We start from the raw sequence: 14,812 nt of genomic DNA, 5'->3' as shown, positions 1-14,812 counted from the left end.
TCTTCTCTCCTTTCCGTGAGACGGCCCTTACGCCTTGTAGTGGTCGGCGAACTGCTGCTCGAACGTCTCGCCGTAGCCCTCCGGGGCCGGGTACACCTTGCACAGCTGGGTCTTGTAGGACGAGCCGTAGCCGCTCGGGCCGAAGTCACCCTGGACGGTGCAGCAGTTGATGTTGGACTCGAACACGCCGAAGAGCGAGGGCTCCTCCGGGTCGCGCTCGGGGAACCACCAGCCGTGCTCGGCGCTCACGACGCCCTTCATCATGGTGTCGGTCACGTGGGCCACCTCGATGGCCTTGCCATGGGAGTTCTCGATGACGCACCACATGCCCTCCTTGATGCCGGCCGCGGCCGCATCCTCGGGGTTGATGGCGAACATGGGCCACTTGTGGAACTCGCGCATGGACTTGAGCTGGCGATGCTCGGAGTGGAAGTACTGCCAGCAGCGGCGGCCGGTGGTCAGCACCAGCGGGTACTCCTTGTACAGCTCCGGCGTGGAGACCGGGCTCTCGGGCGGCTCCAGGAAGTAGGGCAGCGGGTCCATCCCGACGTTGTTGTACATGTTGCAGAAGAACTCCACGCGGCCGGACAGCGTGTTGAAGCCCGGCTGGCCGTCGAAGCGGATGGCGCCCTTCTCGTGCTTGCGGTACTCGAAGTCGGGGAAGATGATGACCTTCTCGCGCAGCTCGTCCATGGTGATCTGGATGGGCACGGTGGCCATGTTGTTGGTGCAGAACTCCAGCATCTCCGGCACGTCGTCCCAGTAGAACAGGTCGGGGTTCATCTTCTTGCCCAGCTCGAGCATCATCTGCTCGTCGCCCACGGCGTCGCCGGTCTGGGTGACCTTGACGATGGAGCGCAGCGGGGTGTACCAGCCGCGCACGCCGTTGCGCTCGCAGCTCATGGCCATGGGGATGAACAGGTCGCCGATGGCCATGGCGGTGGGGGTCATGAACAGGTCGCAGATGACCACGTGATCCATGTTCTTGTAGCAGTCATAGACGCGCTTGGCCTGGCCGGCCATGTTGGTGAAGGCGGTGGTGGAGCACAGGAACAGCATCTTCACCGGGTAGGGGTCGCCCGTCTCGGCCGCATGGAGGATAGCCTCGGGGATGGCGTGGCCGCCCTTGCCGATGGCGTTGAGGGCGCCCCAGTTGCCGTCGTCGCCCAGGCGGTCCTTGCGGACCTCAGGGCCGAGGCCCTTGGCCACGTTCTCGCGGATGTCGGACTGCACGTAGCCGAAGTTGATGCAGACGAAGCCGCCGGGGTTGTCGATGTTGCCGGTCATGGCCTGGAGCAGCGCCACGGCATGCGCCGTGCCGTTGGCCCACTTGTTCTGGTCGAAGGCCACGCCCCACTGCAGCGTGGTGACGCCGGCGGTGCCGATGAGGCGGGCGGCGGCCACGATCTTCTCGGCCGGAACCCAGCAGATCTCGGCGGCGCGCTCGGGCGTCCAGTCGGCCACGCGCTCCTTGTACTCGTCGAAGCCGTAGCACCACAGGTCGACGAACTGCTTGTCGTAGAGCTCCTCCTCCACCATGACGTGCCCGATGGCCAGGGCCAGGGCGGCGTCGGTGCCGGGACGCACCTGGAGGTACAGCTCGGAGTGGGCCGAGAGCCAGGTGACCTGCGGGTCGACGGTCATCAGCTTGGAGCCGCGCTTCATGCAGTCGATGATCCAGTGGCCGAAGAAGCCGTCGGCGTTGGCGCGCAGCGGGTTGTTGCCCCAGATCATGAACAGGTCGGGGCGACGGTACTCCGGATGATCGAAGCGCGCCTCGTTGAGCTGGCCGCAGTCAGCGATGAAGGTGTTGCCGAAGATGGCGTTCATGCCCTGCATGCGCGGGGTGTAGCAGCAGTTGCCGGCCAGCAGGCCCGCGTTGTCGTTGGGCGTGCCGAAGGCGCCGTGGCCCAGCACGTTGGACTGCCAGGTGGCGTTACGGCCGGTGCCGGCGCCGGTGCAGATGGACTTGGCGCCGTACTTCTCGGTGGTGTCCTTCACCATCTCGATGCACAGGTCGTAGGCCTCGTCCATGGTGATCTGAACCCACTTGTCCTTGCCACGGTCGCTGCGATCGCGCTTCATCGGATGGATGATGCGATCGGGGTGGTACACGGCTTCCACCATGGCCAGGCAACGCATGCACAAACGGCCGTCGGTGACCGGCGAGTTGGGGTCGCCCTCCACCTTGACCAGCTTGCCGTCCTTGTCGGTGTAGAACAGAATGCTGCAGCCCTGGTGGCAGCCGGGTGCCGACCACTGGCACGTGCGGGTGACCGTCAGGTCGCCCTCCTGGTACTGCCAGTCCTTCTTGTACACATCGGGATTAAAGCACTCCCTCATGCGCAGCTCCTTTCTTCTCTCTCAGGCGCCGAGGCGCCTCCTCGGCGCTACTTGACGCGCTCTCCGTTTTTCTGGGCACGGGCCCAGACCCCCAGAAGGATCAGGTTGTCGTCAGACACGACGTTGTCCGCGCCGATCTTGTGGTAGGTCATGCGCGTCTGCAGCTCCTCCGGATCGCGGAACTCATAGCGGATGTAGAGATCCCCGTCGAGGAGGTACGCCTCCTTCGTCTCCAGCATGTCGAGCGTCGGTGCGTATTTATCGAGCACCTCTTGTTCAGCCATTTGAACCTCCTTTACAATTGGTCCTAGAACAGAACGAACCGGCCAGCCGGTTAGGTCGTCTTCCCCCCTTTCGACGAAACAAAACCCACTCATCTGCGATCGCGAGCTCTCAAAGCCTCGGCTCTCCGCAGTCTTCCATGCGGGCCTTGCGGGCGCATCTGCTAGTGGGTATGAAATGGGGGCCGCTTTGGAAAACGTGCTGTCTGAGCAGGGGAAAGGAGTGCGGGTATGACGCAAAGTATTAGCACGGGAGAAACGCCTTCGGAGGGCACGCTCACCGAGGTGGCCCTGCGCGGCATGGTGGGGTACCTCCTGTTCATGACCGCTCAGCTCGGCAGCCTCTACAGCCCCATCCTCAGCACGGCCCAGACGGCTGAGGCGCCGGCCTTCTGCCTCATGCGCTGTGCGGCGCTGGGCTGCACCGCCGCCTTCTACTTCGTGTTCTCGCGGTTCGTCCACGGCCGCGACCGGCTGGTGCGCTCCGCGGCGGCGAAGGCAGGCGGCACGCTCGCGCAGCTGCCGCTGCCGCTGCTGGTGATCTTCGAGGCGGCGACGGGGGCCGAGGCTCCCCTGGCCGTGGTGACCGTGGCCTGGATGCTCTGGGGCTTCGCCCATGGGCTGCTCACCTGCTCGTGGACCGACGCCAAGAGCAACCTGGAGGAGTCCTCGGCCACCAAGATCGCGTTCTGGTCGTTCGCCCTCTCGGCGTTCCTCATCACCGGCCTGCTCATGCTCGTCCCCGCCGCCGGCCTGGGCGCGCTCGTGCTCATGGGAGCCATCGCCTGCGTGCTGCTGCTGGCCGCGCCGCGGCGGGCGGCCGACGACTCGAGCGAGTACGGCGACGAGTGGCTGCGCGCCAAGAGCAGCTTTCGCATCAGCGGCTCCTACGTCATGGTGGTGGACGGTGCCCTCATCAGCTTCGCCGCGGGCATCATGATGATGAGCGCTCTGCGCGGGCAGTTCCCCATCGTGCTGGTGGGCGTGGCGTTCATCGGCGCGGCGGCGGTGTTCTACGCGCTTAAGAAGACCAACGCCGCCCTGCTCTCGCTGCGTCGCAGCCAGCTGGTGTTCCTGCCCCTCATCGCCGGCGGCCTGGCCGTCATGGGCTTCGCGAAGACGCCGGTGGTGGGCGCTGTGGCCTTCGTCCTGTTCGCCATCTTGTACCTGTTCGACTTCGCCAACCGATCGGTGCTGTCGCTGCGCAGCAACCTGCTGCCCGTCTCACCCACCTACTGCTTCTCACGCGGGCGCATCTTCATCATCGTCGGGCAGGCAATCGGGTGGGTGCTGGCCGCCTACCTCACCTCGTCGGGCGCGGCGGCAGCGCCGCTGGTGACCACGACGCTTACCGTCCTCATGTGCGCCTACGTGTCCATCGGCACCGCTAATCCCGAGAAGTACCCCCTCATCGACGGCCTGGCCGACGACGGCATGGAAGCGACGCCCCCCCCCCAGGACGATCTGCCGGCCGAGGAGCCGGTGGTGGAGCACCCCTACCGCAGCCGCTGCCTGAGGGCCGCCCAGCGCTACGACCTCACCCCGCGTGAGGGCGAGATCCTCTCCTACCTGGCCCGCGGCCGTAACGCGAAGTACATCGCCGACCAGCTGTTCGTGGCCGAGCGCACGGTGAAGACCCACACCTACCACATCTACCAGAAGATGGACATCCACTCCCAGCAGGAGCTCATCAACATCGTGGAGGGGATGGAGTAGCGACGGGAGAAGAGCGGCGGGGCGGCGGAGCGGGGCGGGGCGGGAGCGCGCTGCGGCTGCACGGGCGGCGGAGCGAGGCGTGCGGAAACGAGCGCGCGTTTCTGCCAGAAATTGAGTCTGTGCTCCCTCTATCGCCTTCCTAAAGACCTCCACGGAGGCGGTCGAAGAGTTAACCATGGCTTTTTCCTGGGAAACGTCCGCAAGAAAACCGAGGGATGCGGAAAGACGCTCGCCCAACCGCGCACAACCTCGTTTTCTGGCAGATTCGCGCCTAATCCTCCTCAGGCGCCAGCTTCGCCGCCTCCTCGGGGGCGAGGCCGCCGCGGAGGGCACGCCGCCGCCGAAGCGCCTGGCCGCCTTCCACCAGCATGAGAATCAGGTAGCCCGCGCTCGACACCATGAGACCACCCGCCGCCGTCTGCCCGCCCAGCACCGTCACGCTGACGAAGCCGATGACCACCGGCGCGAGCGACGCGCCCAGCGATATGCACGACAGCGCGATGGACACCGCCAGCGTGACGAGTCGAGGATTCACCGCCTTCGAGATGTAATACACGGTGCTGATCTGCTGAATGCCCACACCCAACCCGATGAGCACGCCGCCCGCCACGATCACCGGCAGGCTGCCGCCGAGCGACACCACGAGCATGCCCAGCGACAGCAGCCCGAAGCCCACGGTGAGCGTGAACCGCCCCAGGCGTCGCGACACCGCGCCGTAGAGCACGCCCAGGATAAGCGACACGATGCTGATAGTGGACGATATGCCTGCGATGTCCGCGGTGTTGCCCAGCTGTCGCTCCTGCACGAGCAAGGCGATGTTGGTGTAGTAACCATACAGGCACATCATGGCAAAGAAGAACAGCACGAACAGGTACACCACCCGCGGCCGCAGCAGCTCCCGCAACCCCTCGGCCCGATGCTCGCGGTCGATGAGTCGCTTATCCAGATCGCCCTTGGGAAGGCAGAAGTGCGTCACCAGGAGCACGGGAATGACTCCCAGGTACACCAAGAAGGCGTTGCCCCAGTGCGTAAGCGCGAGAAACCCGACGCACAGGGTGACGCACACCTCTCCCAGGTAGTTGAAGCACTGCTTGAAGCCGAGGACTCGGCTGCGCTCGCCGTCCTCCTCCCAGCGCTGGCAGATGATGGCGTTGGCCAGCGGATGCAGAAAGCCCTGGCCTATGCCGATGCAGGCGCTGCACGCGAACATGGCGTAGATGGTGGGCTCGGGGAACACGACGGGGATCATGCCGCCGACGAAGATGATGACGAGCGCGAACTCGGCCAGGCGCTTCTTGTGCACGTAGGCCGCCAAGAACCCCGCTAGCAGCGTGCCGGGGATGCTCACCATGGGCGGAAGCGCCAAGATCATCTGGATGACCGTCACCGGCACGTCCGGATAGGCGTCGCGCAGCACCCCCAGGATGGACGAGAACGACTGGAACACGCTGTCGTAGACAGCGAACCCGCAGACGGGTATGAGCATGATCGCATAGCGGATCTTGAAGTACGACGCCAGCCTTCCGAGCAAATCCCCCATTGGCGCTGCCCCCTTCGCAGCCGGGCTGGCTAACAGCGCCTCGGCGCCTTCGCGCAGCCTCCGTCATTGCTGATCGTGGGGGTAATCATGCCTTCTCGACGGGTCGCTGTCGTGAGCCTCTGAGTATCTTTCCGCCTGATACCGGCAGTATCATTTTTGAGTTCCGCCAGGTAGAACGCCTGCGATGAGAAGGGCACGAGCACCCTGTCCCGCCGGCTGCGCCACGCAGCGAGGATCGGGGCGGCTCGGCCGCGCCCCGCCGAGCGCCAGGCGCCGCGCCTCTCCCTCGCCGCCCGGCCGCCACAGCGAGCGCGCCGTCGGGCCCGCACGTAGTCCCGCGTCGAAAAATGGCCAAAAATGACGACCTGACGACAAGGCCGCGCGGACGTTAGGAAGGCTGGCGAGCAAAACCCCAGGTCGCGACTTTCGCACCGCGTGTCACATAGCTCCCCGCGGCCCTCGGTCTGCCGAAAACGGCCCCATTCCGTCGTCAGGTCGTCATTTTCGGCCATTTTGGCGCTACGTTTTGCACGGGGAGGGGCGGCAGGCAAGCAATGAGAGAGCGCGAAGCACGGCGCGCGACAGAGCGCGACAGGAGGGGCCGTCGGAACACCGCGTGCACCAAGGGCATGAGGGCCGCGCACGAAGCGGGCCCGCCCCGCAAGCGGCTCGCACCCCAGGCCGCTCTCGCAGCCGCCGCCCCCCCCTGCGCGCATGCCGCCCGCAACGCCGCGACTCGCCCCCGCCACACAGCCCTGGCCTGGCTTCGACACTCCAGCTGTTCCGCTGAGCAGCCCGTGCGCGTCCGCCGCGAGCCCGGCATTCGGCCCCACGCCGCCCCCTGCGGCACCGGCCCACCCAGGGGGGCTCGCCCGGTCCGCCCGGCACCTGGCCCGCCCGACCCGCAAACGCCGCAAACACGAAAGGCGCCGCCCCAAAGGACGGCGCCTTTCACGCTCTCGCCTCTGCCAGCCAAGCCCTAGCGCACGGCAGCCTCGACGGCACGGGCGCAGGTGACGGCCGCCACGATCTTGCAGAGATCCACCACCACGAAGGGAGCGCAGGCCACCACGAACGCGGCCTCCAGGCTCACGCCGGCGACAGCCGCGTACTGGACGCAGCCGCAGGCGTAGGCGATGGCGGTGAACACGACGCCGGCCATCACCTCGACGCCGTACATACGCAAGAAGCGCCCAACGCGCTGCGCCGGCGTCAGAGCCGCGGCCTCCGCCGGGCTAGCCGCGACAGCCCTGCGACCGTCGCCCCAGCTCGTGCGCGTACGCACGAGCTGCAGCAGGAACACCGCGGCGGCCACGCCTAACAGATAGCCCCACAGAAAGCCGCCGGTAGGGCCCGCCAGCACGCCGATGCCGCCGCGCATGCCCGAGAACACCGGCAGCCCCACGGCTCCGAGCAGCAGGTAGCCGCTGATGGCTGCCAGGGCCTGCGCCGGCGTGAGCAGCACGATGGCGAAGGTGACGGCGAACATCTGCAGGGTGAAGGGCACCGGGCCCAGGGGGATGGTGACCCACGCCGACACCGCCATGATGGCGATGGTCAGCCCGACGAAGGCGACAGAGCGCGTGCGCGACGGCGTGGCAGCCACCGCTTTCGTGTTGACGTCCGTGGTTTCCAAGATTGGTCCTTTCCCTCTTGGGTCTTGCAGGAAGCGTGCATCATACCGTCTGCGCTTTATCCCAGTAGAGCGAGGACGAGAAACGCTCGAAACGGGCGGCTAGCGGCAGTTTTACGCCCCCGTCTCCGTCCGTGTAGCCCGCATGCGGCGCAGGCGCCGCATCTCCCACGCCAAAAAGACACCTACCGTGAAGATGGCCAGGAAGTCCGAGACGGGCGCCGCCACGTACAGCGCATCGAGCCCGTCGAGGGCCGGCACCACCGACGGCAGCACGTCAGGTAGCAGCATCACGAGCGGCACGAGGAAGATGATCTGGCGGGTGAGCGTGAGGAAGATGGCCTTCGCCGGCTGGCCCGTCGCCTGGAAGTAGTTGGAGCCCACGATCTGGAACCCGATGAACGGCAGCAGGAGCAGCCATATCCGCAGCGCGAACGCCGTGAAGTCCGCCAGCCCGTCATGGGAGATGCCGAAGGCGGCCACGATGGGGCCGGCCAGCAGCATGACCGCCGCCCACTCCGCCACGCACATCACCGTGGCGCCGGCGATGCCGAGCCACAGGGTGGTGCGCACGCGGCCGATCTTTCGCGCGCCGTAGTTGTAGCCGAGCAGCGGTTGGATGGCGATGGACACGCCCACGATGGGCATGATGGTGAACATGCCGATGCGCTGTACCACGCCAATGGAGGCCAGGGCATCCTCGGCGCCCAGAGGGCTCAGCGCGCCGTACTTCACCAGCTGGTAGTTGATGAGGAAGTTGACGAGCGCCGCGCCCGCCTGGAGCGCGAACCCCGGGAATCCGAAGGCCAGGATGGTGCCCACCACGCGGCGCGCAGGCCGCAAGCAGCTCACGCGCAGGCGCAGCGGCACCCCCTTCGTGAGCAGGAAGTACCACAGCACCGCCCCGCACGAGCACGCTTGACCGGCCAGCGTGGCCAGGGCGCTTCCCGCCACGCCCCAGCCCAGCAGGATGACGAACCAGTAGTTGAACGCCGTGGCGGCCACCAGCCCGATGACCATGGTGCCGAGCGCGCGGTTGGGCGCGCCTGCCGTGCGGATGAAGTTGTTGACGCCCATGCCGATGCACTGGAGGATGAAGCCGTAGCAGAGGATCTGGATGAACGTGCGAGCGTAGGGCCGCACGTCGTCGGTGGCGCTCGAGAGGGTGAGCACCGCGTCGATGGCTGCCGGGTTCAGCGCCAGCACGACCACAAGCGCCCACAGCACGAGCGACAGGGTGATGACGTTGCCGAGCGCGCGCTCCGCGGCATCGCGGTTGCCCTCGCCCAGGCGCAGGGCGGCCAGCGCGTTGCCGCCCGTGCCCACGAGCATGGAGAGCGCCATGAACACGATCATGGCGGGCGTGGCCACCGTAACGGCGGACAGCCCCATCTCGCCCATCGCGTGGCCGAGGAACACGGAGTCGATGATGTTGTAGGAGCCATTCACCACCATGCCGACCACCGAGGGAATGGCGAACTCGGTAATGAGGCGCGGAATGGACTCAGTGCCCATCCGCGTCACGCGCGCCGACGGGGCAGCGGCCGCAGACGCGGCCGGACCCGCAGCGTCTCGCGCCTCCGGAGCGGATGCTGGCGCGGATGAGGAATCCGGCGTTTCGGTCGTATGCGATTTCGACTCGTCGTTGGACATGAAGGGCCTTTCTCGTGCTTTCTACCTGCCCATTCTACTCCCGACCTGCTCCACTAGTTGCACATTGTGAGGAAAGCCGGCCGACGGTCTTAAGACTAAACGGCTAATGCCGTCCGCCGTCCAGATGCGTCCTTTGAGACAAAACGGGGAGGGCCGCGCGCCCACTGACGCGCAGGCGCAGATGCCAGAGCCCCAAGGTGAACCAGGCGGACGCGAGCCACGGGGCCCCTCGCAAAACCGCCCTCTGCCGACACGGCCCGGGCAAAAGCGGTAGCAGCGCCGGATGGGGCGCGGGAGGCAGGCAGCTCCGGAGCGGGAGGCGCCGAGCGGACGGGCGCCAGCGGACGCGGGGCGGGGGGGCGCCGAGCAGGCGGGGGCCAGCGCCCGCGGCAGCGAGCAAGCGAAGCGCCTCGGAGGGAGCGGCGGAGTCCAAAGACGCGAGGCCCGCCAGGGCCCGAAACCGGATGCAGGCCGGGCAGGTGAACTCGCCGGCCGACGACGGCGCACCAGGCGGAGCCGGGGGCCGCCCGGATCGGGGCCCCGACTCCGGCAGGGTATCCGCCCGCCGGGCACCCCGCCGCGCGCCTGGGGCCTAGCGGATGTGGGCCTCGCCAGAGGCCACGGGAACGAGGGAGCCGTCGGGGGCGCGGAGAACGAGACAGCCGCGCTCGTCAACGCCGACGGCCGTGCCCTCGGCCAGCACGGCATCGTTGCGATCCACCATGGTGAGGGCGAGTCCCGTCAGGGCGGCGTGGGCATCATAGTCGGCCGCGAGCGGCGCGAACCCCGCGCTCGCCCACTGCTCATAGAGCGGGGCCAGCTCGCGCAGGACGGCGGCAGCCACCTCGTCCACGGCACCGCGCGCCTCGCAGGTGAACCCGAAGCCCAGGTCGGCCAGGTAGGCGGGCGCGTTCTTCCCCGCCACCACCGCAGGTGCGGACGGCGGCAGCACGTTCACGCCAATCCCCACGCACACGCCCCGCGCATGCCCCTCCAGCGAGATCCCGCACAGCTTCCGGAACGCCTTCCGCGCCCCCTCCCCACAGGCGGCATCCCCTCCTCCTGCGGCAGGGGCGCCCGAAGCGGCGCGGGAGCTGTCTTGGCCAGACGCCGAGCCCGCGGTGCGCCTCCCCTCTTCCGAAGCGTCATCGGCAGAGCACGCGACGAAGGCGTCGCCCGCCGCCTGCGCCGCCGCGCCAGCCCCCGCAAGACCCGGATCGGAAGCGTAGATCACGTCGTTGGGCCACTTCACCTTGATGCGCCGCGCCTCGTCCAGCGTGACGAGCGACGCGAGGGCGCGGCGCACGGCCAGGCCCGTCACCAGGCTCAGAGTGGGGAGCTGGGCCGGCGGGACGTCGGGCCGCAGCAGCAGCGAGAGATACATCCCGCCCTCAGGGCTCGCCCATGCGCGGCCCTGGCGGCCGTAGCCGCCCGTCTGGCGTCGCGCGCGCACCGCCAGCCCCTCGGGCTCGCCCGCCTCAAGGGCGCGCTTCACCTCGTCGTTAGTCGATCCGACGGCCTCCAGGCTCTCAACGCGAAATCGCAACGCCACGGCGTCTCCTCCCCTTCTTCCCCTGCCTCCTTGTGCAGGACTCGCGCGCAAAATGGCCAAAAATGACGACCTGACGACAGCGCCTGCACAGCAGCCGCCGAGGGGAAACACAAAACCCCAGGTCGAAGATGATCGCCTTCTCGCCAGCGCGCTCCTCGACAACCCGGTGACCCCGAAAGAAGGCGGAAAACGTCGTCAGGTCGTCATTTTTGGCCATTTTACCGCCCGACGCGGCACGAAGGCGGCGCGCCCTCAGGGCGGGTGCCGTACGCACCGGAGTCAGGCGACGCCCCTACAGCCTCCAAGCGCGGCCGATGCGCTCGCCCTCGGGAACCGCGTCCACGGGCGTCCCATCGGCCAGGACGTGGCCGGGACGCACCTCGAGCAACGGCTTCACCACGAAGTCGCGCTCGCAGATGCGCGGGTGCGGCAGCGTGAGGCGGTCGTTGGCGAAGTGGTACAGCTGGTAGTCGAGGATGTCGATGTCGCAGGTGCGCGGGCCGTTGGGCACCTCGCGCACGCGGCCCAGGCTATTCTCGACCGCCTGGAGGCAGTCGAGCAGCTCCAGCGGCGGCAGCCCGCTGCGCAGGAGCACCACCGTGTTCACGAACTCCTCCTGATCGGTCAGGTAGGCCGGTTCGCTGCCGTAGAAGCCGGCGATGTCGACGATGGTGGTGTCGGGCAGCAGGCACAGCTGGCCGATGGCGTGGTTGAGCTGGGCGATCTTGCCCTCCTGCTCCTCGCCGGGATGCGCCACGAGGGCCACGTTGGCCCCCAGGCCCAGCAGCACATAGGGTCGCAGGTCGGCGAGGGCCGCCGCCGTGGCGGGCACGTTGTGGGTGCGCACCACGCTCGCGCCCAGCTCGCAGGCCAAGAGCGCCTCTGAGGCGGACGCCTCGTCGCGGGCCAGCGGATCGTCGATGCCGTAGGCCTTCTTCATGAAGCTCTTGCGCGAGACGGCGCACATCACCGGATAGCCCAGACGCGCTATCTCGTGCAGGTTGCGCATGAGCTCGATGGTCTGAGACGCCGTCTTGCCGAAGCCAGGGCCCGGATCCAGGCAGATGCGCTCGCGCGCGATGCCCACGGCCTCCAGCTCGGCTGCGCGGTCGCGCAGGTAGTCACGCACCTCGCTCACCACGTCGTCGTAGGCCGGCGCGTCCTGCATGGTGGCCGGCTCGCCCTGCATGTGCATGACCACCAGGCCCGCATCGCAGGCGGCGGCCATGGCGCGCATGGCCGGGTCGCGGAAGCCGGACACGTCGTTGACGATCGCCGCACCCGCCTCCACGGCGCGGCGCGCCACCTCAGCCCGCCGCGTGTCGACCGACACGCACAAGCCCGCACCCGCGAGCGCGGCGATCACGGGGCCTACACGCCGCCATTCCTCCTCCGCGTCCACCGGATCGGCGCCGGGGCGCGTGGACTCGCCGCCCACGTCGATGATAGCGGCGCCTTCCTCAGCCAGCTCGAGCCCACGGGCGACGGCCTCCTCCGCGGAGGCGAACTGGCCGCCGTCCGAGAACGAGTCCGGGGTCACGTTCAGGATGCCCATGATGACGGGCTTGGAGGTGTCGAACTCAAACGATGCGCACTGCCAGGTCACCGGCGTCTCCTCTCCTACGGCGGCAGGCCGGCCGCCCCGGGCCCCTGCCCGGCGGCGCGGCCGCCCGCCAACAGCAAGGGGCGCGCCCATGAGACGCGCCCCTCTCAGTTGCTCGCTGATTATGCCACGGCTGGCGCTACTTCGTGCCGTTGCCGCCGCTCGCATCACCCGGCGCGTCGGCCTTCGGGGCCGTCTCGCCGGTCGCAGGCTCGCCCGCAGCATCAGGACCCTCATCCGCAGGCGCGGGGGCCGCCGCCGTGGCGTCCATGATGTCCTCGCGGCGAATCTCCGCGTCTACCTCGGCCTGCGTGGGCACGTCGGCGCGGTTCGCGTCTGCGGCCGCCGGGCGGTAGGGCGCGTTGGGATCCTGGTCACCCGGCTCCACGCGCTCCTCGCGCCAGTTCGGGTCGGCCAGCTGCTCGTCGCGAGCACGGGCCGCGGCCTCCTCGGCCTCCTTCGCGGCGATGATCTCGTCCTCGCGCGCCAGGTAGTCGTCCCACTTGTTGTCGAGCAGGGCCTCGCAGGCCTCGCCCTCCACGGTCTCGCGCTCGAGGAGCACGCTCGCCATCAGGTTCATCTGATCGGCGTGCGCCGTCAGGATGGCGTGCGCCCGGTCGTGGGCCTCCTTCATGATGACGGCCACCTGCTCGTCGATGCGGCGAGCGGTCTCCTCGGAGTAGTCCTGGGTGTTGCCGTAGTCACGGCCCAGGAACACCTCGTGGTTGGGCTGGCCGAACACCTGGGTGCCGAGCGGGCTCATGCCGTACTGGGTGACGATGGCGCGGGCCATCTTGCTCGCCCGCTCCAGGTCGTTGGAGGCGCCGGTGGTGATGTCGTCGCAGAAGATCTCCTCCGCCACGCGGCCGCCCATGAACACGGCCAGGTCGTCCTTCATCTCGCCGAGGGTGTTGAGCACCTTGTCCTCGTCGGGGATGGACAGCGTGTAGCCGAGCGCGCGCCCGCGCGAGATGATCGAGATCTTGTGCACGGGGTCGGCATGGTCGAGCAGGTGCCCCACCAGGGCGTGCCCGCTCTCGTGATAGGCGATGGTGTGCTTGGTCTGCTCGTTCATCACGCGGCCCTTGCGCTCCGGGCCGGCGATGACGCGCTCCATCGACTCGCTCACCTCGCGCATGGTGATGATCTTCTTGCCGCGGCGAGCGGTGAGCAGGGCCGACTCGTTCATGAGGTTGGCCAAGTCGGCGCCGGTGAAGCCGGGGGTGATCTTGGCCACCTTCGCCAGGTCGACGTCGCTGCCGATGGGCTTGTCCTTGGCGTGCACCTCCAGGATGCGCTGACGGCCCTTCACGTCAGGGGTGTCCACGACGATCTGGCGGTCGAAGCGGCCGGGGCGCAAGAGCGCCGGGTCGAGCACGTCGGCGCGGTTGGTGGCGGCGATGAGCACCACCGAGTCGTTGGACTCGAAGCCGTCCATCTCCACGAGCAGCTGGTTGAGCGTCTGCTCTCGCTCGTCGTGCCCGCCGCCGAGACCCGTGCCGCGCTGGCGACCCACCGCGTCGATCTCGTCGATGAAGATGATGGCCGGCGCAGCTTCCTTCGCGTCCTTGAACAGGTCGCGCACGCGGCTCGCGCCCACGCCCACGAACATCTCCACGAAGTCCGAGCCCGAGATGCTAAAGAACGGCACGCCCGCCTCGCCGGCCACGGCGCGCGCGAGCAGCGTCTTGCCCGTGCCCGGAGGGCCCACCAGGAGGCAGCCGCGCGGGATCTTGGCGCCCATGGACTGGTACTTGGCCGGATTCGCCAGGAAGTCCTTGATCTCCTGCATCTCCTCCACGGCCTCATCCACACCGGCCACGTCGGCGAAGGTCACGTCCGGGCGCTCCTCCATCGACTTCTTGGCCTTGTTCTTGCCAAAGCTCATCTGGGAGTTGTTGGCCTTCTGCATCTGCGTGAAGAAGAACAGCAGCAAGCCGGCGATGAGCAGCATAGGCAGCAGCGAGCCGAGAATCTGCATGAAGGGGCTCGGCAGCGTCACCTGGTACTGCGTGTCAGGATGGCGGGCCAGCAGCTCGCCGAGCGAGTCCTGCCCTACGTAGGTGGAAGTGTAGTTGTGCACGGCACCGAGAGTGGCCGGCGCGAGGTCGGTGGTGCCCACGCCGGGCAGCACCGCGCCGTCGGGGGCCTTGAGCGTGGCCACGCGCGCGTTGAGCGCGTCGAAGGCGGAGTTGAAGGCGTCAGCCGCCGTGGCGCCGGCCGTGGCCGCCGGGTAGTAGGTGCCCGAGACCGTGTAGTCGCCGGCCGCGTAGACCACCTTCTCCACGCGCCCCTGCTCGACCGCCTGGACGAACTCGGAGGTGATGAGGTTGTCCGTGGGGTTGCTATTGGCCGCGCTGAACGACATGAACTGGCTGCCCACGAACACCGCGACAAGCAGGAACAGGATGACGGTGATGACGGTGGTGCGCGAGTTCGGCTGCTGGAACTGCGGATTGGGCTTCTTGTTGTTATCGTCTGCCATGGGTTT

Annotated in this window: 9 protein-coding genes; 1 reads left to right on the top strand and 8 read right to left on the bottom strand. The window is 68.0% G+C overall.

Going from position 1 to position 14,812, the window contains the following annotated elements; all coding sequences use genetic code 11:
* Positions 1-27: 27 nt before the first annotated feature.
* Both AC6I0Y_RS01865 and AC6I0Y_RS01860 read right to left on the bottom strand, forming a co-directional pair.
* Positions 28-2,343 carry a molybdopterin-dependent oxidoreductase gene (locus AC6I0Y_RS01865; protein WP_497732672.1) on the bottom strand — a complete coding sequence of 772 codons (2,316 nt, stop codon included), beginning with the start codon at positions 2,341-2,343 and terminating at the stop codon, positions 28-30.
* Between the two features lie 47 nt (positions 2,344-2,390).
* Positions 2,391-2,627: a hypothetical protein gene (locus tag AC6I0Y_RS01860; RefSeq protein ID WP_497732670.1), complete on the bottom strand. Its 237-nt coding sequence runs from the start codon at positions 2,625-2,627 to the stop codon at positions 2,391-2,393.
* A gap of 228 nt (positions 2,628-2,855) precedes the next feature.
* On the opposite strand from AC6I0Y_RS01860, the gene AC6I0Y_RS01855 reads away from it, so the two are divergent.
* Complete coding sequence (locus AC6I0Y_RS01855; RefSeq protein ID WP_497732668.1) at positions 2,856-4,340, top strand: helix-turn-helix transcriptional regulator; 1,485 nt, start codon at positions 2,856-2,858, stop codon at positions 4,338-4,340.
* Positions 4,341-4,611: 271 nt separating this feature from the next.
* Here the strand turns inward: AC6I0Y_RS01855 and AC6I0Y_RS01850 are convergent, their stop codons facing one another.
* The 6 genes from AC6I0Y_RS01850 to ftsH all read right to left on the bottom strand — a co-directional run bounded on the left by AC6I0Y_RS01850 (position 4,612) and on the right by ftsH (position 14,806).
* On the bottom strand, positions 4,612-5,880 hold the full coding sequence (locus tag AC6I0Y_RS01850) for an MFS transporter (protein ID WP_497732666.1): 1,269 nt from the start codon (positions 5,878-5,880) through the stop codon (positions 4,612-4,614).
* 979 nt (positions 5,881-6,859) lie between these two features.
* Positions 6,860-7,426 carry a biotin transporter BioY gene (locus AC6I0Y_RS01845; protein WP_497733630.1) on the bottom strand — a complete coding sequence of 189 codons (567 nt, stop codon included), beginning with the start codon at positions 7,424-7,426 and terminating at the stop codon, positions 6,860-6,862.
* Positions 7,427-7,627: 201 nt separating this feature from the next.
* The gene (locus tag AC6I0Y_RS01840; RefSeq protein ID WP_497732664.1) at positions 7,628-9,028 is read right to left on the bottom strand and encodes an MATE family efflux transporter; all 1,401 of its coding nucleotides are present in this window, start codon (positions 9,026-9,028) and stop codon (positions 7,628-7,630) included.
* 730 nt (positions 9,029-9,758) lie between these two features.
* The gene (locus AC6I0Y_RS01835; RefSeq protein ID WP_497732662.1) at positions 9,759-10,718 is read right to left on the bottom strand and encodes a biotin--[acetyl-CoA-carboxylase] ligase; all 960 of its coding nucleotides are present in this window, start codon (positions 10,716-10,718) and stop codon (positions 9,759-9,761) included.
* A gap of 292 nt (positions 10,719-11,010) precedes the next feature.
* The gene (gene folP / locus AC6I0Y_RS01830; protein ID WP_497732660.1) at positions 11,011-12,324 is read right to left on the bottom strand and encodes a dihydropteroate synthase; all 1,314 of its coding nucleotides are present in this window, start codon (positions 12,322-12,324) and stop codon (positions 11,011-11,013) included.
* 136 nt (positions 12,325-12,460) lie between these two features.
* Complete coding sequence (ftsH, locus tag AC6I0Y_RS01825) at positions 12,461-14,806, bottom strand: ATP-dependent zinc metalloprotease FtsH (protein WP_236643393.1); 2,346 nt, start codon at positions 14,804-14,806, stop codon at positions 12,461-12,463.
* Positions 14,807-14,812 lie beyond the last annotated feature (6 nt).

The sequence above is a fragment of the Adlercreutzia sp. St.1H8 genome, from assembly GCF_059728655.1.
Note: the sequence above shows the minus strand (reverse complement) of the source record. Positions and strands in the feature narration are given on the sequence as shown.

Excerpts from the sequence above, each read along its gene's own strand:
- AC6I0Y_RS01865 (WP_497732672.1), bottom strand. The coding sequence starts at position 2,343 with ATGAGGGAGTGCTTTAATCCCGATGTGTACAAGAAGGACTGGCAGTAC.
- AC6I0Y_RS01860 (WP_497732670.1), bottom strand. The coding sequence starts at position 2,627 with ATGGCTGAACAAGAGGTGCTCGATAAATACGCACCGACGCTCGACATG.
- AC6I0Y_RS01855 (WP_497732668.1), top strand. The coding sequence starts at position 2,856 with ATGACGCAAAGTATTAGCACGGGAGAAACGCCTTCGGAGGGCACGCTC.
- AC6I0Y_RS01850 (WP_497732666.1), bottom strand. The coding sequence starts at position 5,880 with ATGGGGGATTTGCTCGGAAGGCTGGCGTCGTACTTCAAGATCCGCTAT.
- AC6I0Y_RS01845 (WP_497733630.1), bottom strand. The coding sequence starts at position 7,426 with ATGGCGGTGTCGGCGTGGGTCACCATCCCCCTGGGCCCGGTGCCCTTC.
- AC6I0Y_RS01840 (WP_497732664.1), bottom strand. The coding sequence starts at position 9,028 with ATGGGCACTGAGTCCATTCCGCGCCTCATTACCGAGTTCGCCATTCCC.
- ftsH (WP_236643393.1), bottom strand. The coding sequence starts at position 14,806 with ATGGCAGACGATAACAACAAGAAGCCCAATCCGCAGTTCCAGCAGCCG.